Source organism: Sphingopyxis sp. H073 (genome assembly GCF_001468395.1).
GTDB lineage: Bacteria > Pseudomonadota > Alphaproteobacteria > Sphingomonadales > Sphingomonadaceae > Sphingopyxis.
In genome coordinates this window covers 144,814-161,792 of the sequence record NZ_LNSG01000004.1, presented here as the reverse complement: position 1 = coordinate 161,792, position 16,979 = coordinate 144,814, and the positions used below count along the sequence as shown (strand labels likewise).

Below are 16,979 nucleotides of genomic sequence, written 5' to 3'. Positions count from 1 at the left end.
GGTCAGGCGATCTGCTCGAGCGGCATCTTGCACGCACCGGCAATCGATCGGTGGACGCCGTGCAGCGCCGGCTCGTTCGCGCCGAGCACGACGTGGAAGTCGTCCGGCGCGGTCATCAGGTTCGCATAGCCGCTGCTCGCGACGCGATAATCCTCGGTCTGGACGACGGTCGCGGTCGCGTCATAGGCCATCTCGCACATCGCGCGATGCTCCTCGCTCTCGACGCCGAAGGGCGCATAGACAGCGAACTGGCAGAACATCTTGCCGGCGCCATCGGGAAAGAGGCGGAAGACCTGGGTGAAATAAACGCCAGGCGTTACCGCGCCGAAAAAGACGACGGTGTTGGGGAACAGGAAATGCACCCCGCCATAGTCGGTCTCGGGCCATTCGCTTTCGTCCTTGCCGACGAGGTCGCCGATCGACAGGTCGGGAAAGCTGACGCGGTGATGGCGTCCGATCGGTTCATAGACGTTGCGGTCGCTGTAGTGCGTGACCCCGATCGTCGAGGCGTGAAGCATCTTGAAATGATAGCCCTCGCCATAGGTGTCGAGCGCGAATTTCCAGTTGGAATCGGCGGTCAGGATGCCCTTCTTCACCGGCTCTGCGCGGTGCAGTTCCAGCTGCGCGAGCACCGGCCCGAAATCGCCAAGGTGCGCGGCGGCATCGATCGGCGCGCCGTCGGGATTGGCGCGCACGAAGATCAGGCCGAGACGCTCGGCGCAGGGCAGTTCGATCAAGTTGCGCGCCCCGATCTCGCAGTTCGCGAAGCCCTCCTTGCCAGGCTGGCCGACGAGCTGGCCCGCGGGGTCGAAGGTCCAAGCGTGGAAGGGGCAAACCAGACGCGGCCGCGATCCCTGCCAGGGCTCTTTCTCTTCGACCAGCTTCGCGCCGCGATGGGTGCACATGTTGAGGAAGGCGCGCGCGACGCCGTCTTTGCTGCGCGTGACGAGGATCGACGGGCCGACCGAGTCGAAGACCAGCGTGTCGCCGGGCTTCGGAATGTCGCCCGACAGGCCGGCGACGATCGGCTCGTTCCGGAAGATATGATTCATCTCGGCGGCGTTGCGCGCTTCGCTCGTATAGACGGATTTGTGCAGCGCCAGCGGCGCCTCGGCGCGGTCGGTGCGGTTCTCGGCGATGATCGCCACCAGTTTGCGCAATCCCGCGCGCGCATTGCGCTTGCGGACGGCGAACCAGTCCTGCACTGCGATCTTAGGATCGGACTCGGCCATGGCTATCCCTCACATTTTGCCCAGTATGACTCCGGGTCTTGAAGAGCTTATCGCACAAAGGCAGGCGCTTGTGCGCTATCGCTTTTGAGGGGAGAGACATGGCCGCACCCGCAACGCTGGCATCGCTCGGGGACGTCATGCAGCTGGCGTTCGTACCGTCGGACTTCGACGCCGCGGTGAAGCACTGGACCGATGTGATGGGCGCGGGGCCGTTCTTCCTGCTGCCGAACGTGTCGCTCCCCGGCGGACGCTATCGCGGCGAGGCGAGCGATCCCGTCTTCACGATGGCGCTCGGTTATTGGGGCGAGATGCAGATCGAGCTGATCCGGCCCGAGAATGACGCAAAATCGCTCTATCGGGGCGAATATGCGGTGGGCGAGGGACTGCACCACGTGTGCGTGCTGGTGGACTCGATTGCGGAGGCGCGGATCCGCTGCGCCGAGGTCGGCGCCGAAATCGTCTTCGAGGCGCCGGTCGGCGACACGGGCGGGGTGATCTACGCGGATCCCGGCACCGGGCCGGGGACGCTGGTAGAATTGCTGGAACCGCAGGCAGGCACGCGCGAGCTGTTCGCGATGATGCGCGATGCGGCGATGGGGTGGGACGGGAGCGAGCCGCTAAGGTCGTTGGGGTGAAGCGGACCGGCCGGTAGGTTTGGGAACGCGATTCAGCTATTCGCCCCCAGATACCCCAGCTGCCCGGCCTTGAAGATCGTCTGCGCGCGGTTGACCGAGTTCAGCTTCTCGCCCGCACGGTGAACATGATAGCGCACCGTCGCGTGGCTCAGCGAGATGATCATGCCGATCTCGCGGTCGGTCTTGCCGATCGCGGCCCAGCGCAGGCATTCGACCTCGCGCTTCGACAGCTCGCAATCCGAGGGAATGCGGCGCTTGGTGCGCATCGCCGAGGCATAGCCCGCGATGAAGCGCCGCGTCGCGGCGCCGAGGATATGCCCGATCTGGGCGAACTGGTCGCTGAGATCGGTGATCTCGGGATCCATAGGGTGATAGCTGTTCGCCGAAATCTGCCCGAACGGGAGGTGGACCGGAACGACGATCGCCGCCTGGTAGCGCTGGTTTGCGGCGAAATAGCGTGAGAGGTCGATGTCATCGAGATACGGGTTGGGCACCGCGGTGCGGAACCCCTGGCCATTGCACCAGAAGGCCTCGCTTTCATAACGGCACGAGCGCGGCAACGGCGAGTGAAGCGCGAGCCTGTGATCCTCCCACCAGCGTTCGCCGTCGCCCAGCCAGCCGAACAGGTCGGCGGCGAGCACGGCTCCGTCGGCATCGACCATGGTCTCCTTGGAGGCGATATCGTCGCATAGCGCGGCGCGAAGGCCATGCGCGGCGGCGAAATCGCGCAGCGCAACCGCCGCGTCGTGGATATCCTCCACGCCGCGGACCGTGACCGCGTCGACGAGCGCCCTGGTATTCATCGGCGGTGCAAGCCCGTCGTCCGGCAGCCTGGCTGCGCTCTCTCCCATCGGCGGGACTATTTCACACTGGTTCGCAACTCGCAATGCATGTGTCATAGGCGTAGCACCGTCTTTGCTATGATGTTCTTCTGGACTTCGCTCGAACCGCCGAAGACGGTCCATGCACGACTGTTGAGATAGCGCGCAGCGGCGACCTGCGCGTCCTCGTCACCGATCGCCGACGGGGCTTCGTTGCCGTAGAGCGGACGGACGGTCGGCAATTGCAGGCCGTCATAGCCGTGCAGATCCATTGCGACGCCGTCGATCCGCTGGTGAATCTCGGAGGAGAGCAGTTTGACGAGCGATGTCTGCGGCCCGGCCGGGCGGCCTTTGGCGATGTCGGCAAGGATGCGCAGTTCGGTGGTCTCGAGGGCTTCGGCCTCGAGCCGCAACCGCGCGATCCGCGTCGCGATCTGGATATCACTGCCTAAAGCCCCATTATGTCCGCTCGGCGCGGCGGCCGCGAGTTGTTCCAGATGGTCGATCGCGCGGATCAGGCGCGGCGCATGGAACGATCCGCCGCGCTCGTTCTCGAGCAGGAATTTGGCGATCGTCCAGCCCTGCCCCTCTTCGCCGATGCGGTTGTCGACCGACGTGCGCGCGCCGTCGAGAAAGACCTGATTGACCTCGTGATCGCCCGCCATGGTGATGATCGGTGTGACGGTGACGCCAGGCTGGTCCATCGGGATCAGCAAGAAACTGATCCCAGCCTGCTTCTTCACCTCGCCGTCGGTGCGGACAAGACAGAAGATCCAGTTCGCGTGATGCGCATGCGTCGTCCAGATCTTCGATCCATCGACGACATATTCGTCGCCTTCGCGGCGCGCGCGGGTGCGGAGCGAGGCGAGGTCGGAGCCGCTTTGCGGTTCGGAATAGCCCTGGCACCAATAGTCGGTGCCGGCGCGGATCGCGGGCAGGAAGCGGTCCTTCTGCTCCTGCGTACCAAAGGCGCAGATGACGGGGCCGACGAGGCGCAGGCCCAGCACCGACAGCGCCGGGGCGCCCGCGATCGCGCATTCCTTTTCGAAGATATATCGCTGCATCGGCGTCCAGCCGGTGCCGCCGCAATCCTCGGGCCAATGATAGGCGACCCAGCCCTTGTCGTTGAGGATGCGGTGCCAGACGAGGCCAATGTCGGGTTCGACGAAGACCCCGGGGGTCCGCCGCGCGCCATCGCGCACATAGTCCGGCAGCGACGTGTGCAGGAAGTCGCGGACCTCCTCGCGAAATTCCAGTTCGTCGTTGGAAAGATCCAGATCCATATCTCTTCTAGCGCTCGAGGATCGCCACCGCCGACAGGCCGGGCGCTCCATAGACATGAGAATAGCCCACCTTCGGGCTGTTCGGCACCTGCCGCTCGCCGCCGCGACCGCGCAGTTGCACCGTGTTTTCGTAAACCTGCCGCAGGCCCGAGGCGCCGATCGGCTCGCCGCACGCGAGGCAGCCGCCGTCGGTGTTGACCGGCAGCTTGCCGCCGATTTCGCTCCAGCCCTCGGCAAGCCACTGTTCCTGCTCGCCGTCGGCGCAGAAGCCGTTTTCGGCCATATGCATGATCTCGGCGCCGCTTTCGGTGTCCTGCAATTGCGCGACCGAGACATCTTCGGGGCCGATCCCGGCCATTTCGAATGCGGCCTTGCTGGCAATTTCGGTCGGCTTGCCGCCGCCATTGACGCTGATCGACGGCGCGAAGACCTCGAACGAGCCTTCGGGGCGGGTGCGAAAGGCGACGCTGGCGATGCGCACCGCGTCGGCGCCGAGCTCGCGGACCTTCTTGGCCGAAGCCAGCACCAGCGCGACCGCGCCCTCGGCAGGCGAGCAGAACATATATTTGGTCAGCGGATCGTTGACCATCGGCGCGTTCAGGATCGTGTCGAGATCGACCGGCGAGCGCCGCCAAGCATGGTCGCAGAGAGTGCCGTTGCGGAAGGCCTTTTCGGCGACGAGGCCGAGCGTGCGCCGGCTGATCCCGTGCAGAGCCATGTATCGCTGGATCTTGAGCGCGAAGAATTGCGTCGTCAGCATCATCCCCGTCTCGCCATACCATTCGGGTAGGCCGTAATCCGAGGGCTTGGCGTTGAACGCGCCGCGCGGATGCTTGTCGAAGCCGACCGCGAGCGCGATGTCGCACGCGCCCGCCGCGATCGCGTTTTGCGCCGCCGTCAGCGCGCTGCCACCCGTGGCGCAGCCGTTGGCGACGTTGATGAAGGGCACGCTGGTCAGGCCGAGTTCATTGACCATGATGTCGGCCGAGCCGGCCGCCGCCGACCCGCCATAGGCGAATTCGACGTCTCCCCATTCGACCCCGGCGTCTGCCAGCGCCTGTCGCACGGCATAAACGCCCTGGTCGCGCCCCGATCGGCTGTCGGTGCGGCCGAAGGGGTGGATTCCGGCGCCGATGATATAGACGTTGTCGCTCATGGCTGGCGCTCCGGGCGAAAGGCGTAGGTTGACCTCGCATCGTCGAACGGAACGACGGCGAATTCCATCGGCATGCCGATCACAAGGTCTGCGGGGGCGGCATCGACGATCCGTGTCTCGACGATCACCTCGCCGGGCAGCTCGACATAACCGATCAGGAAGGGCTCGAACGGCTGCGGGCCGCTATAGGGTTCTTTTGGTTCGAAGGCCTGCGTCGTCCACGACCATAGCTTGCCCCTGCGTGACAGCGCGACGGGTTCGACCAGCGCCGCGGCATCGCCATCGGGAACCGGGAAGACGATCTCGCCATCGGCACGGCGGCCGCCGATCAGCCGCGGTTCGGCCTCGTCGGTCCATAGGCCTGGCGCGATGGGGGCGAGCGCGCTCATGCCGCCCTCGCAAAGCTGCGCAGGCAATGGTCCTGGTCGCCGAACAATTTGTCGAGCAGCATAACCCGCTTCAGCGCGTGGCCGATCGCCAGTTCGTCGGTCTGCCCCATGCCGCCGTGCATCTGCACCGCCTCGAGCCCGATCTTCGTCGCCGCTTCGCCGACGAAGGCCTTTGCGCCCGCGGCGATGCGCGGCCAGTTGGCGTCGTCGGTGGTGGGATCGAGCATCGCGGTGCGCAGCACCATCGATCGGGCCTGTTCAAGCGCCGCATAGCATTCGACGAGCCGGTGCTGGAGCGCCTGAAAGCTGCCGATTGCGGCGCCGAACTGCCGGCGCTCGCCGACATAGGCAAGCGTGTCGTCGAACATCCGTTGCGCCAGGCCCAGCATTTCGGCGGCGGCGAGCGTCTGGACATCGCCGATGACGCGCCGGAATTTGGTTTCCGGCAGCTCGCAGATGTCGGCGGGCACCCGGTGCAGGTCGAGCGTCGCGGCGTTCGATCCGTCGATCACCGGATAATCCTGCCGCACGACCCCGGCGGCGTCGGGCGCGACTTTTGCCAGCCGATCGCCCGCGATCGTGACGAGCAGAATATCGGCGAGCGGCGCGCCGAGGACGAAAATTTTGGCGCCGACGATCTGGCCGCCCACGGCCCGCGTCCCGACCGCCGTGGTTTCATAGCGGCGACCCGGTTCGGCAAAGGCGACGGCCGCGAGGCGCTGTCCGGCAATCAGGTCGCCCACGAGCGCCGCATCGCCGGCGACCGCGGCGAGCCGGATCGGCAGTACGCCATTTTCGAGCCAAGGATCGATCGCGATCCCCGCGCCGAGCGCCTCGGCAGCGAGCGCCAAGTCGACCATCGTCCCGCCGATGCCACCCAGCGCCTCGGGCGCCGCGAGCGCAAGCAGGCCAAGGTCGGCGATCTCCTGCCAGCGTGCGCGCGTATAGCCGCCGGCGCCGCGCCGCATCGCGTGCCGCGCCGCGACATCGATCGGACCCAGAAATCGCCCGATCGTGTCGCGCGTCAGCTGCTGGTCTTCGTCCAGGTCGAAGTTCATGCGCGCCGCCGAAAGGTGATCGGCAGCGTGGTCAGCCCGCGCAGCAGCATATTCGGCGGCCAGCTCGGCACATGGCCGTCGGCGACGCGGAAGTCGGCCAGGCGCGTCAGAAGTTCGGTATAGGCGACCGCCATTTCCTTGCGACTCAGCATATTGCCCACGCACATATGGATGCCCTTGCCGAAGGCGAGATGGCTGCGCGCGTTGGCGCGCTCGATGTCGAAACGGTCGGGATCGGGGTATTTCGCCGGGTCGCGGTTCGCTGCAGCATAGCGCAGCTGGACCATCGCGCCCTTGGGGATTTTGACCCCGCCAAGTTCGGTTTCCTTCAGCACCATCCGCCACATGCCCGCGGTCGGACTCTCGGTTCGCAGCACTTCTTCGACGAGATTGATGATCGCCCGCTCGTTTCCTTCGTCCGCGGCGGCGACGGCTTTCGCCATCTGGTCGGGATTCTCGATCAGTTGGAGGAGCCCGCCGGCGAGCGCCGAGGTCGTCGTCTCGTTCCCCGCGACCATCAACTGCTGCATGATCGACAGGATTTCGGCGTCTTCGAGCGGGCGCTCGCCGTCGACCTCGGCATAGACGAGGTCGGAGAGCAGATCCTCGGTGCGTTCGGCACGGCGCTCGTCGATCTTGGCTTTGACGAAATGCTGGAATTCGACGACCTCGCGCGCACATTCGAGTTCGCGCTCCTTGGGGATCATGCGGCCGAGGCGATCGACGAAGGCATCGGACCAGCGCTTCACCTTGTCGAGGTCGTCGCCGGTCATGCCGATCTGGCTGGCGATCATCGCGACGGGCAGGGGAATGCCGAAATCGCGGACGAAGTCGGCCTCACCTTTTGCCGCCATCTTCTCGATCAGCTCGATCACGACGCCGCGCATATCCTCTTCGATTGCGGCGACGCGCTTCATCGAGAAGGCGAGGTTGACCAGCTTGCGAAAGCGGGTGTGCACCGGCGGATCGGCGGTGAGCAGCGTGTCGACCTGCGGCCAGCCCTCGGCGAGAATTGCGGCGACATCGCCATCCTCCGCCATCGCGCCGGACAAAGTACCCTGAAAATTGTTCGAGAAGGTTTCCACGTCCCCCGTCGCCTGCGCGCACAGATCATAGGAGAGGACGAGGAACATCGCTTCCGACAATTGCACGACGGGGCTTTTGGGCAGCCAGGCGCGATAATAGTCGAACGGGTCGGCGATGACCTGCGGTTCGAAAAAACTGCCTGCGGCGATATCGTTCACGCGCCTCTTCCCTCAATCTTCTCATTATGCGTGCAACTATATGCAGCCGCTCCAGCGGCGCGATGCACATTTTCGTTAGGAAGCGGCGACATGGGCGAGCGCGTTGGCGAGGAACCGGCGAAGGTTTGGGTCGGCATAAGCGGTGGGGCCGTCGCCGGGCTGCAGATAGATCAGGCGGCCCGTGCCGACCGGCCTTTCCCACGCGATCAGGTCGCTTTCGGGACGGTGATCCCAACCGTCGTTGCTGAACATGCGCCCCGTCACGGCCTGTGATGCCGAATAGAAATTTTCGCGAACGAAGGCGTGATCGGCGCGGAGCAGCGGTTTCGTCGTACCCCAGATCGGCGCAAGATACAGCTCGTCGCACAGCGGAAAGCGCGGCGGCAGTCCGGCGGTCGCCGGATGCGCGGGATCGAGGACGATGGCGTCGTAACGGACCTCATGACGATAGCCCGAGTCGAGATGCTGCTCGCCGTGGGCTTCGCCGGGATCGTAGAGAAAGCGTCCGCCGAGCATCTCGGCCCATTCGGGCCATTCGGCCCAGCCCGCGATCGCATGATGCATTGCAACCGCGCCGCCGCCGCGCGCGAAATAGTCGGTGATGGCACGGCGATAGGTGAAGGATGGTGGCCGCGTCGCCGCCCTGCCGTCGCCGAAGCTATATCCCGGCATGTCGTAAAAGAGGATCGCGTCGGCCGCATCTGCTGCGCCCTCTGCGACCGCGATCTCGGCTTCTGGATGGTTCAGGTGCGTGACGGTCCAGCCTTCGAAGCTCGCGAGCAGATCGGCGAAGGGTTCGGCTTCATAGGGATGGCCGCCCGACAGGACGAGAAGGCGGCGTGTTCCCGTCATGCGATCTTGAGGATCATCTTGCCTTGGTTGCTCCCCGCGAAGAGCCGCATGAAGGCGTCGAAGCTGTTTTCGATCCCCTCGTCGACATGCTCGTCGGCGATCAGCTTGCCCTGTTGCAGCCACGCCGCCATCTCGGCGGCGCCCTCGGCGAAACGCGCGATATAATCGGCGACGAGCAGCCCGCGGATCGAGGCACGGTGGACGATCAGCTGCCAGATGTTGCGCGCGCCGATCTTTTCGACCGAATTATATTCGCTGATCAGGCCGCAGAGGCCGATGCGGGCACCGTGGCGCAGATTGTTGAGGCCGGCGTCGAGGATGTCGCCGCCGACATTTTCAAAGATGATGTCGACGCCGTCGGGCGCCTCGACGCGGATCGCGGCGGTGAGCGCCGCAAGATCCTTGCCGCGATAGTCGATCGCGGCGTCGAAGCCGTAGCGATCGATCAGTTTCGCGCACTTCTCGGGTCCGCCGGCGATGCCGATGACCTTGCTCGCGCCCTTGATTTTCGCGATCTGGCCAACGAGCGACCCGACCGCGCCCGCCGCGCCGGTGACGAGTACGACGTCGCCGGGCTTGGGTTCGCAGACATCGATATAGCCGAAATAGGCGGTCATCCCGACCGCGCCGAGCACCGAGAGGTAATTGGTCACAGAGGGGACGAGGCTGGCGTCGATCGGCTGGGTGAAGCCGCCGACGGTGCCAACCGAATAATCCTCGATCGCGTTGAGGCCCATCACCCACTGGCCGGGCGCGAAGCCCTCGGCGTTGCTCGCCTCGACGATGCCGACGGTCGACGCTCGCACCGGCGTGCCGAGCGGGATCGGCGGCATATAGCTCGGCGCATCGTCCATCCAACCGCGGATCGCGGGATCGAGCGAGGCATAATGGTTGCGGATCAGGAATTGCCCGGCGGCGAGCTCGGGCGTCGGTTCGGTCACGAGCGAGAAGTCCGCCCGCACGGGTTCGCCATTGGGGCGGCGGACGAGCAGGAAGCGGCGGTTGTCAGGCATGAAAGCTCCTCAGGCGGGGACGATGGAAACCGGGATCGCGCTTTGCAGCGACTGGCCGGTGATGGGGTCATAGGCGATGCTCTCGCTGACGAGGCGGTTGGTCGAGGCGCCATGCTCGTGGACGCCGTCGGGGCCGATGTCGGGGCCGCCGAAGGCATGCGCCATCGACACGACGCCGGGGCGCATATTCTCCGCCGCGCGCGCGACCGCGACGACTTCGCCGACTGCCGAGCGGATGCGGACGGTATCGCCGTCGTTGCAGGGAATGCGGGCGAGATCGTCGGGATGCAGGAAAGCGGGGTTGGTGGTGCGCTTGGCGCGCAGCGCGGGCAGATTCTGACCGGTCGAGTTGAATCGATGGCGGCTGCGGCGCGAGACCATCCGCCAGGGGAAATCGGGCGTCGGTTGGTCGGCTTCGCCATAGGCGATGAGCTGGACGGGCATTGCGCCTGCGGTGAGGTCGAAGTGGCCGGGTGCATCGGGATCGCCGGGTTCGACGATCGGATGCAGATCGTCGTAGATGACGGCCTTGCCATCGACGGTATCGGCGCGCACCACACTCGGCGCGACCGAGCAGCCGGCGACCATAAGGTCGAGAAACGCTTCCTTCGTGGGCCGTTTGTCCATCGGGCAGGCGCCGCCTGCGAGCGGCAGGCCAGTGCCGAGACGGTGCGCGAGTTCCCAGAGCATTTCCCACTCCTCGAGCAGCCCTTCGGGTGCGTCGATCATCGCCTCGGTATAGCGGGCGTAGGGAATTTCGTACCACCATTCGGAAAGGTTGCTGATGTCCTCGCGTTCGAGGCACATTTTGGGGGCGAGGATATAGTCGGCGCGCTTCGCCGTCGCGGACCCGGCGTTAACGTCGATGCAGACAAGCAGCTCCAGCCCGTCGATCGCGCGCGTCATCTTGTCCTGATCGGGGAAGGCGACCACCGGATTGCCGCCGATCACGATCAGCGCGCGCACCTGACCCTCGCCCGGGGTCAGCATTTCGTCGGCGAGCACATTGCACGGCATCTCCATGCCGAGGTGCGTCAGGCCGCGGATGCGCGAGGCGGGGAAGCCGTCGCCAAAGAGCGCCATCGGCGGCGCGACCTGTGCGCGGCGCGGGGTGACAGGGGTGAAGACGCGCGGGATCGAGCTCTTCTCGCCCTCGCGACAGAAGCGCCCGCAGATGATGTTGAGCGACGAGACGAGATATTGGGTGAGCGTGCCATTGCCCGCCATCTCGGGCCCGGTGCCCGTCGAGACGACGCCCTTGGTGCCGCCCGCGAACATCCGCGCAGCGGCGACAAGCTGGCTTTCCTCGACCCCGGCGCGTGCTGCAGCGATGTCGGGGGTGAAGCCCGCTACCGCGCGCTGCAACTCGTCGAGGCCGTCGACATAGCGCTGGACGAACGCCTTGTCGTAGAGGCCTTCGGACAGGATGACATGGATGATCCCGGCGAGCAGCGCGGGGTCTTCGCCCGGCCGGACGGGCAGGTGGATATGCGCGAGCGCCGCGACGTCGCTCTCGCGCGGGTCGGCGACGATCAGTTTGAGGCCGCCGTCGAGCGCATCGCGCAGGCGGCGCGACGGCGAAAAGGGTGGCAACCCGCCCGGCGGGCCGTAGTGCGAGACGATCGGATTGTTGCCGATGAAGAAGGCGACATCGGCCTCGGCGAAGGTGTGCATGCCGCCCATCCAGTTGCCGTAGCGCGCCGTCGTATAGACTTTGGCGGGCTGGTCGAGCGTCACCGACGTATAGATGTTGCGGGTGCCGAGCCCCTGCGCGAAGGCCATGGCGCTGCCGACCCCGGCGCTGTTCTGGAAGGCATAGGTACCTGCATAAATGGCGACGGCATGCGGTCCATGCTCGGCGATGATGGCTAAGAGTTGCGCGCCGATCTCGTCGAGCGCGCTGTCCGTCGCTATATCCTCGAAGGCGTCGCCGACGCGCTTCTGCGAGACGATCAGCCGCTGCGGCCCATGGTGCGCCTCGGCGAGTTGGCGGCCCTTGATGCAGGTGTAGCCGCCGAAGACCGGATCGTCGGGATCGCCCTGCACCTTGGTCACGCGGCCCTCGTCGATCGTGACCAGCATCGCGCAATTGGCATGGCAGAAGCGGCAGAAACTGCGGCGAACCTCAGGCATCATATCTCTCCCTGATCGCACCCTACGCCTCGGCGCCCCGCAATCGACTGGCACTTTTGGCGGTGGTTGCGGCCGCCGGGTGGGCGCAATTTCGCGGCAGGGAACAGGGAGAGTATCGATGCCCACATCGCGCCAATGGCTGCTGAACGGACATCCGCGTGGACGCGGGATCGAGGAGGGCGATTTCCGGCTCGTCGAGACCGAGATCGGCACGCCGGGCGACGGCGAAATGCTGCTCAAGACGCTCTATCTGGGGTTCGATCCGGCGCAAAAGGGATGGATGGAAAATATCGCCGACTATGTCGCGCCGATGGCGATCGGCGACGTCATGCGGGGCAGCGCGATCAGCGAAGTGGTCGAGAGCAACCATCCGGGCCTTGCAGTCGGCGACCTGGTGATGGGGTCGACCGGCTGGACCGAATGGCACCGGTCGGACGGCGCAGGGCTGGTCAAGATCGACACCGCGCTGCCGCCGACCGCGATGCTGTCGGTGCTCGGGACGACGGGGGTCACTGCTTACTGCGGATTGTTCAAGGTCGGGCGGCCGGTGGCGGGCGATACGGTGCTCGTCTCGGGTGCGGCGGGGGCCACGGGGTCGGTCGTGGGTCAGCTGGCGAAGATCGCCGGGTGCCGCGCGGTCGGCATTGCGGGCGGTGAGGACAAGTGTCGCTGGTTGGTTGAGGAGGCGGGCTACGACGCGGCGATCGACTATAAGGCGGGCGACGTGCGGGCCCAGATCCGCGACCATTGTCCGCGGGGAGTCGACGTCATTTTCGACAATGTCGGCGGCACGATTCTCAACGACATGCTCGGTGAGATCGCGACCGGCGCGCGGGTTGTGATCTGCGGCGGGATCAGCCGGTACGAGACCGGATCGCTGCCCGCGGGGCCGCAGAATTACTTCAATCTGGTCTTCCGCCGCGGCACGATGGCGGGCTTCATCGTGATCGACTGGGCGAGCGAATTTCCGGCGATCCGGAAACGGCTGGAGGGCTTCGTCCAGGATGGGCGGCTCACCTATCGCGAGGATGTGCAGCAGGGGTTCGAAAATGCCCCGGCAACCCTCAAGCGCCTGTTCGGCGGCCAGAACCGCGGCAAGCAATTGTTGAAGCTGTAGGGAGATCGACATGGGCAGGCTGGCAGGCAAGCGCGCCGTCATCATAGGCGCGGCATCGGCGGGCAATATGGCGCAGGTGACCGCGCGGTTGTTCGCGCGCGAGGGCGCGACGGTGATGGTCGCGGGGCGCAAGGCCGAACCGCTCGAAGCACTGGCGGCCGAGATCGGCGGCCATGCCGCGCTCTGCGACATCACCGACAAGGCTTCGGTCTTCGCGCTCGCCGATACGGCGAAGGCGAAGATGGGCGGGGTCGACATTGCGATGAATGCCAGCGGGTGGGGGCTGCTCAAGCCCTTGCTCGATGTCACCGAAGAAGAACTGGCCGCCATCGTCGCGTTGCAGTTCACCGGCGTACATCATTTCCTGCAGGCGTTTGTCGGCGCGATGCTCGCCAACGATCCGAGCGGCGGATCGATCATCCAGATTTCGTCGGCGACCACGCGCTCGCCGATCGGCAATCACGCCGCCTATATCGGTACCAAGACAGGGTCGGAGGCGCTGATCCGCTGCGTCGCCAATGATTTCGGGGCGGCCGGCATTCGCGCTAACATCGTTTCGCCCGCCTTCACGGAATCGCCGATGACCGAGGGGGCATTTGCCACTCCGGGATTGGTCGATGCCTTCCTGCCGCGTTATCCGCTGGGACGGCTCAACACGTCGCAGGATGTGGCGAACGCATGCCTCTGGCTGGCGAGCGACGAGGCTTTCGTTACGGGTGAGAATTTGCAGCCGAACGGCGGGCTGGCGCTGCGGGGCAATCCGCAGGAGGCTGACATTGCGGCCGCGGTCGGTGCGGCGATGGCGAAGTTGCAGGTGCAATAAACACGCCGTCATTGCGAGCGCGGCGAAGCAATCTAGGGCGGATTACGCCACGCTAGATCGCCGCGTCGCTTCGCTCCTCGCACTGACGAGATGATGGGGGGGGGGGGGCAGTCGCTAGCCAATCTGTCGCTCGCGGCCTTCCCAATAGGGCGCGCGCAGTTCGCGGCGTAAGATCTTCCCCGACGGATTGCGCGGTAGCGCGGGGATGAAGTCCACCGACTTCGGACATTTATAGCCCGCAATTCGCTCGCGCGCCCAGCCGATGATGTCGGCGGCATCGGCGCTCGCACCTTCGCGCAGCACGACGCAGGCCTTCACCGCCTCGCCCCATTTGTCGTCGGGGACTCCGACGACGGCGACGTCGGCGACGGCGGGGTGGCCATAGATCGCATTCTCGACCTCGGCCGGATAGACATTCTCGCCGCCCGAGATGATCATGTCCTTCACCCGGTCGTGGAGGTAGAAATAGCCTTCCTCATCGGTGTAGCCGGCGTCGCCGGTGCGCAGCCAGCCGTCGGCGTCGATCGTCTCCGCCGTCGCTTCGGGCCGTCCCCAATATTCGCGCATATTCGCTTGCGCGCGGATCGCGATCTCGCCGATTTCGCGCGGCGGGAGCGCGTTGCCGCCGGCGTCGATCACCCGCATCTCGACCCCGCGCAGCGGTTTGCCGACCGAGCGCATCCGCTCGTTGCCCGCCGGGTCATGATCTTCGGGCGGCAGCGCGGCGATCGTGCCCGACGTCTCGGTCATGCCGTACATCTGGACGAAGCCGCACTGGAAAACGTCGATGCACTGGCGGAGCAGGTCGAGCGGGATCGGCGAGGCGCCATAGGCGATGTGGCGCAGCCGCGAGAAATCGACGTCGCGCGCCCGCGGCTGATTGACGATGATCTGCATCGCCGCGGGCACCATGAAGATTTTGGAAATGCCATAGGCCTCGATCAGGTCGAGCACCCCGCCGGGATCGAACTCGCGCGTGATCACGCCCGTAGCGCCATTGGTCATTACGGTGATGCCGTATCCGGTGCCACCGATATGGAAGCAGGGCATGGCGACGAGCCCGACGTCATCCTCTTCCCACCGCTCCCAATCGGCCTGCAGCGCCGGGTCGCGGTCGAGTTGCGAGCGCAGCACCGAGCCGTTGGTGAGTACCGCGCCCTTGGGCTTGCCGGTGGTGCCCGAGGTGTACATCTGGATCACCGCGTCGGTCTCGCCGCGCGGGATGTCGGGATCGGTGTCGGCGAAACTGCCCCGCCATCCGCGATAATCGGGAAAGCCGCTTGCCGCGCCCTCGGTCGCGACGACATGCGCGACGCCGGGGAAGGCGTCGCGGTTTGCGGCGACCAGTTCGGCGAATTCCGGTCCGACAAACAGGATGCGCGCGCCGCAATTGTCGATAATCCACGCGATCTCGGGCACGGCGAGGCGCCAATTGACCGGCGTCATGACACCGCCGGCCTTGGCGACCGCCATCACGAGCTCGAAATAGATGTCGCTGTTCTTGCCGAGATAGGCAACGCGGTCGTCGGGTCTCAGACCGAGGGCGATCAGTCCGTTCGCGGCGCGGCTGCTGTTCGCATCGAAATCGGCGTAGCTCGTTGCGCGGCCCTCGAAGTGGAAGATGATCCGGTCGGGACGCTCACGGGCGTTGGTCCGCGCGACGTCGGCGATCCGCTGAAAGGCTGGAACCTTCACTGACTTCCTCTCCCCTGGTCAGGCGTGACCGAACGCCTGCCGGTAGAGACGGGAGTCGGCGGCGTAGAAATTGCAATGAAAACCCGACGGGACGCGGAACGGGACATGGATCGTCGCGACCGGCCCCGCCGCGATGTCGAGCGCGTCGAAGATCGCGAGTTCGCTGGTTGCGGCTCCTGCGCGGTGGACCAGCGTCATCGCATAGCCGTCGCCTTCTCCCGCGGCGCCGATCTTCGGCGCGAAAACCAGCTCGCCACACGAGGCGCCATTGCCGAAGTGATAGACGTCCTCCTGGCCGCTGATCGTGTCGAAGCGCAGCACCGCGTCCATCCCTTCCGCACGTCCGTCGCGGCTGTTCAAATTTATATTGGCAAAACTGTGGCGCGAGGCGCGCGTCATGAACCGGTCGTCGGGGCGCGGGAACTGGATGTCGCGGTCGTTGAGCGTCTCTTCCCTGATCCACGTCCCGTTGCCGTTCGTGCGCGGATCGATCGTCCAGCGGCGCAGGCTCTGCTGTGTGTCGCCATGCGTCCTTCTCGCGCCCGTCTCGTCAGGAAACAGCGCGGTGCCGTTCGCAGCGGCGACATCGGCGATGATCTTGCCGTCCTGTTCCCATACGTTGAGTTCGTGGAACATGTGGCGCGGCTCGTAGTCGAACCAGCGAATGTCGCTCGCGGAACCCTCGCGCGGCATGATCGCGAATTTGGTCGGGCGGCCGTTGACCCACGCGGTCATAGGCCCGCCCTTCATGAAGCGGCCGAGGTCGGCGTCGATCGGGATGACCGGAAACACCACCCAGTTCTCGGTCAGGAAGAACGTGTGCATCAACGCGTTGTGCGGCATGTCGATGACCTCCGCCTTGCGCACGCTGCCGTCGACCGCGATCACGTCGTACCGCAATTGCGGCGGCCCCATCGGGCCATTGATCGCCATGCCGATGTTGACCAGCTCGCCGCTGTGATGATCGACCTTGGGGTGGGCGGAAAAAGTCGTGGTGATCGTCCCGCCATAATGTTCCTCGCCCAGCGTTTCGAGCGTGCGCGGGTCGAGCTCGACCGCCGGCGCGCCCTCCATCAGCGCCAGCAGCTTGCCGCCATGGACGATGATGTTGGTATTCGCGGTGTTGTAACGCTTGCCCGCGACCGACGGGTCGGCGGTCATCGGATTTCCGAACAGCCCGAACAGGCGCTTGCCTGCCGCCTTTTCCAGCTCGAACTTCTCGGTTCTGACCCAGCGGTTGAGCATCGACGCGCGGCCATCGGCGATGTGAAAGGCATAGACCATGCCGTCGCCGTCGAACCAGTGATACTCGCCCTCGCGCGTCGGATAGAGCGGTTCGGGGCCGTTGCGATAGAAGACGCCGACCAGATCGGCAGGGATCTCGCCCTCGACGATCAGGTCTGGTGCGGTCGCCTCGAAGCGCACCGGCTGATGATGTCCCGACAGATAGGGATGGTCGAAAAAGGCCTGCGTCATCCTGGTTCCTCTGGTCTGTCCACCAAACAAGGGGCGGTGCAATGCGCCGCCC

15 protein-coding genes are annotated in these 16,979 nt (G+C 65.6%); 3 read left to right on the top strand and 12 right to left on the bottom strand.

Annotation, left to right across the window (positions count from 1 at the left end; translation table 11 throughout):
• Positions 1-2 precede the first annotated feature (2 nt).
• On the bottom strand, positions 3-1,232 hold the full coding sequence (locus ATE64_RS08770; RefSeq protein ID WP_058454842.1) for an SRPBCC family protein: 1,230 nt from the start codon (positions 1,230-1,232) through the stop codon (positions 3-5).
• 98 nt (positions 1,233-1,330) lie between these two features.
• Between ATE64_RS08770 and ATE64_RS08765 the strand changes: the two genes are divergently transcribed.
• Positions 1,331-1,867 (top strand): VOC family protein, encoded by a 537-nt coding sequence (locus ATE64_RS08765; RefSeq protein WP_058454841.1) that lies wholly within the window; start codon positions 1,331-1,333, stop codon positions 1,865-1,867.
• Between the two features lie 32 nt (positions 1,868-1,899).
• On the opposite strand, the gene ATE64_RS08760 is transcribed toward ATE64_RS08765, so the two are convergent.
• The 9 genes from ATE64_RS08760 to ATE64_RS08720 all read right to left on the bottom strand — a co-directional run bounded on the left by ATE64_RS08760 (position 1,900) and on the right by ATE64_RS08720 (position 11,819).
• Positions 1,900-2,718 carry a helix-turn-helix transcriptional regulator gene (locus tag ATE64_RS08760; protein WP_082657681.1) on the bottom strand — a complete coding sequence of 273 codons (819 nt, stop codon included), beginning with the start codon at positions 2,716-2,718 and terminating at the stop codon, positions 1,900-1,902.
• A gap of 44 nt (positions 2,719-2,762) precedes the next feature.
• Positions 2,763-3,971: an acyl-CoA dehydrogenase family protein gene (locus ATE64_RS08755; protein ID WP_058454839.1), complete on the bottom strand. Its 1,209-nt coding sequence runs from the start codon at positions 3,969-3,971 to the stop codon at positions 2,763-2,765.
• Between the two features lie 7 nt (positions 3,972-3,978).
• On the bottom strand, positions 3,979-5,127 hold the full coding sequence (locus ATE64_RS08750) for a thiolase family protein (protein WP_058454838.1): 1,149 nt from the start codon (positions 5,125-5,127) through the stop codon (positions 3,979-3,981).
• Positions 5,124-5,516, bottom strand: a complete 393-nt coding sequence (locus ATE64_RS08745) for an OB-fold domain-containing protein (RefSeq protein WP_058454837.1) — start codon at positions 5,514-5,516, stop codon at positions 5,124-5,126. The genes ATE64_RS08750 and ATE64_RS08745 overlap by 4 nt, the downstream gene beginning before the upstream one ends.
• Positions 5,513-6,574: an acyl-CoA dehydrogenase gene (locus tag ATE64_RS08740; protein ID WP_058454836.1), complete on the bottom strand. Its 1,062-nt coding sequence runs from the start codon at positions 6,572-6,574 to the stop codon at positions 5,513-5,515. The genes ATE64_RS08745 and ATE64_RS08740 overlap by 4 nt, the downstream gene beginning before the upstream one ends.
• Positions 6,571-7,818, bottom strand: a complete 1,248-nt coding sequence (locus ATE64_RS08735) for a cytochrome P450 (protein ID WP_231729056.1) — start codon at positions 7,816-7,818, stop codon at positions 6,571-6,573. Before ATE64_RS08735 ends, ATE64_RS08740 begins: the two co-directional genes overlap by 4 nt.
• Before the next feature lie 75 nt (positions 7,819-7,893).
• Entirely contained in the window at positions 7,894-8,670 is a 777-nt protein-coding gene (locus tag ATE64_RS08730) for a ThuA domain-containing protein (RefSeq protein WP_058454835.1), read from the bottom strand.
• The gene (locus tag ATE64_RS08725; protein ID WP_058454834.1) at positions 8,667-9,683 is read right to left on the bottom strand and encodes an NADP-dependent oxidoreductase; all 1,017 of its coding nucleotides are present in this window, start codon (positions 9,681-9,683) and stop codon (positions 8,667-8,669) included. The genes ATE64_RS08730 and ATE64_RS08725 overlap by 4 nt, the downstream gene beginning before the upstream one ends.
• Before the next feature lie 9 nt (positions 9,684-9,692).
• Positions 9,693-11,819: a molybdopterin-dependent oxidoreductase gene (locus ATE64_RS08720; protein WP_231729055.1), complete on the bottom strand. Its 2,127-nt coding sequence runs from the start codon at positions 11,817-11,819 to the stop codon at positions 9,693-9,695.
• A gap of 115 nt (positions 11,820-11,934) precedes the next feature.
• On the opposite strand from ATE64_RS08720, the gene ATE64_RS08715 reads away from it, so the two are divergent.
• On the top strand, positions 11,935-12,933 hold the full coding sequence (locus tag ATE64_RS08715; RefSeq protein WP_058454833.1) for an NADP-dependent oxidoreductase: 999 nt from the start codon (positions 11,935-11,937) through the stop codon (positions 12,931-12,933).
• Positions 12,934-12,943: 10 nt separating this feature from the next.
• Positions 12,944-13,756 (top strand): SDR family oxidoreductase, encoded by an 813-nt coding sequence (locus tag ATE64_RS08710; protein WP_058454832.1) that lies wholly within the window; start codon positions 12,944-12,946, stop codon positions 13,754-13,756.
• Between the two features lie 114 nt (positions 13,757-13,870).
• Here the strand turns inward: ATE64_RS08710 and ATE64_RS08705 are convergent, their stop codons facing one another.
• The gene (locus ATE64_RS08705; protein WP_058454831.1) at positions 13,871-15,451 is read right to left on the bottom strand and encodes a fatty acid--CoA ligase; all 1,581 of its coding nucleotides are present in this window, start codon (positions 15,449-15,451) and stop codon (positions 13,871-13,873) included.
• Positions 15,452-15,469: 18 nt separating this feature from the next.
• Positions 15,470-16,927 (bottom strand): carotenoid oxygenase family protein, encoded by a 1,458-nt coding sequence (locus tag ATE64_RS08700; RefSeq protein ID WP_058454830.1) that lies wholly within the window; start codon positions 16,925-16,927, stop codon positions 15,470-15,472.
• Between the last annotated feature and the right edge of the window lie 52 nt (positions 16,928-16,979).

What these genes read in the sequence shown, in the direction of transcription:
- ATE64_RS08770 (WP_058454842.1), bottom strand. Translation starts at nt 1,232, where the DNA reads ATGGCCGAGTCCGATCCTAAGATCGCAGTGCAGGACTGGTTCGCCGTC.
- ATE64_RS08765 (WP_058454841.1), top strand. Translation starts at nt 1,331, where the DNA reads ATGGCCGCACCCGCAACGCTGGCATCGCTCGGGGACGTCATGCAGCTG.
- ATE64_RS08760 (WP_082657681.1), bottom strand. Translation starts at nt 2,718, where the DNA reads ATGGGAGAGAGCGCAGCCAGGCTGCCGGACGACGGGCTTGCACCGCCG.
- ATE64_RS08755 (WP_058454839.1), bottom strand. Translation starts at nt 3,971, where the DNA reads ATGGATCTGGATCTTTCCAACGACGAACTGGAATTTCGCGAGGAGGTC.
- ATE64_RS08750 (WP_058454838.1), bottom strand. Translation starts at nt 5,127, where the DNA reads ATGAGCGACAACGTCTATATCATCGGCGCCGGAATCCACCCCTTCGGC.
- ATE64_RS08745 (WP_058454837.1), bottom strand. Translation starts at nt 5,516, where the DNA reads ATGAGCGCGCTCGCCCCCATCGCGCCAGGCCTATGGACCGACGAGGCC.
- ATE64_RS08740 (WP_058454836.1), bottom strand. Translation starts at nt 6,574, where the DNA reads ATGAACTTCGACCTGGACGAAGACCAGCAGCTGACGCGCGACACGATC.
- ATE64_RS08730 (WP_058454835.1), bottom strand. Translation starts at nt 8,670, where the DNA reads ATGACGGGAACACGCCGCCTTCTCGTCCTGTCGGGCGGCCATCCCTAT.
- ATE64_RS08725 (WP_058454834.1), bottom strand. Translation starts at nt 9,683, where the DNA reads ATGCCTGACAACCGCCGCTTCCTGCTCGTCCGCCGCCCCAATGGCGAA.
- ATE64_RS08720 (WP_231729055.1), bottom strand. Translation starts at nt 11,819, where the DNA reads ATGATGCCTGAGGTTCGCCGCAGTTTCTGCCGCTTCTGCCATGCCAAT.
- ATE64_RS08715 (WP_058454833.1), top strand. Translation starts at nt 11,935, where the DNA reads ATGCCCACATCGCGCCAATGGCTGCTGAACGGACATCCGCGTGGACGC.
- ATE64_RS08710 (WP_058454832.1), top strand. Translation starts at nt 12,944, where the DNA reads ATGGGCAGGCTGGCAGGCAAGCGCGCCGTCATCATAGGCGCGGCATCG.
- ATE64_RS08700 (WP_058454830.1), bottom strand. Translation starts at nt 16,927, where the DNA reads ATGACGCAGGCCTTTTTCGACCATCCCTATCTGTCGGGACATCATCAG.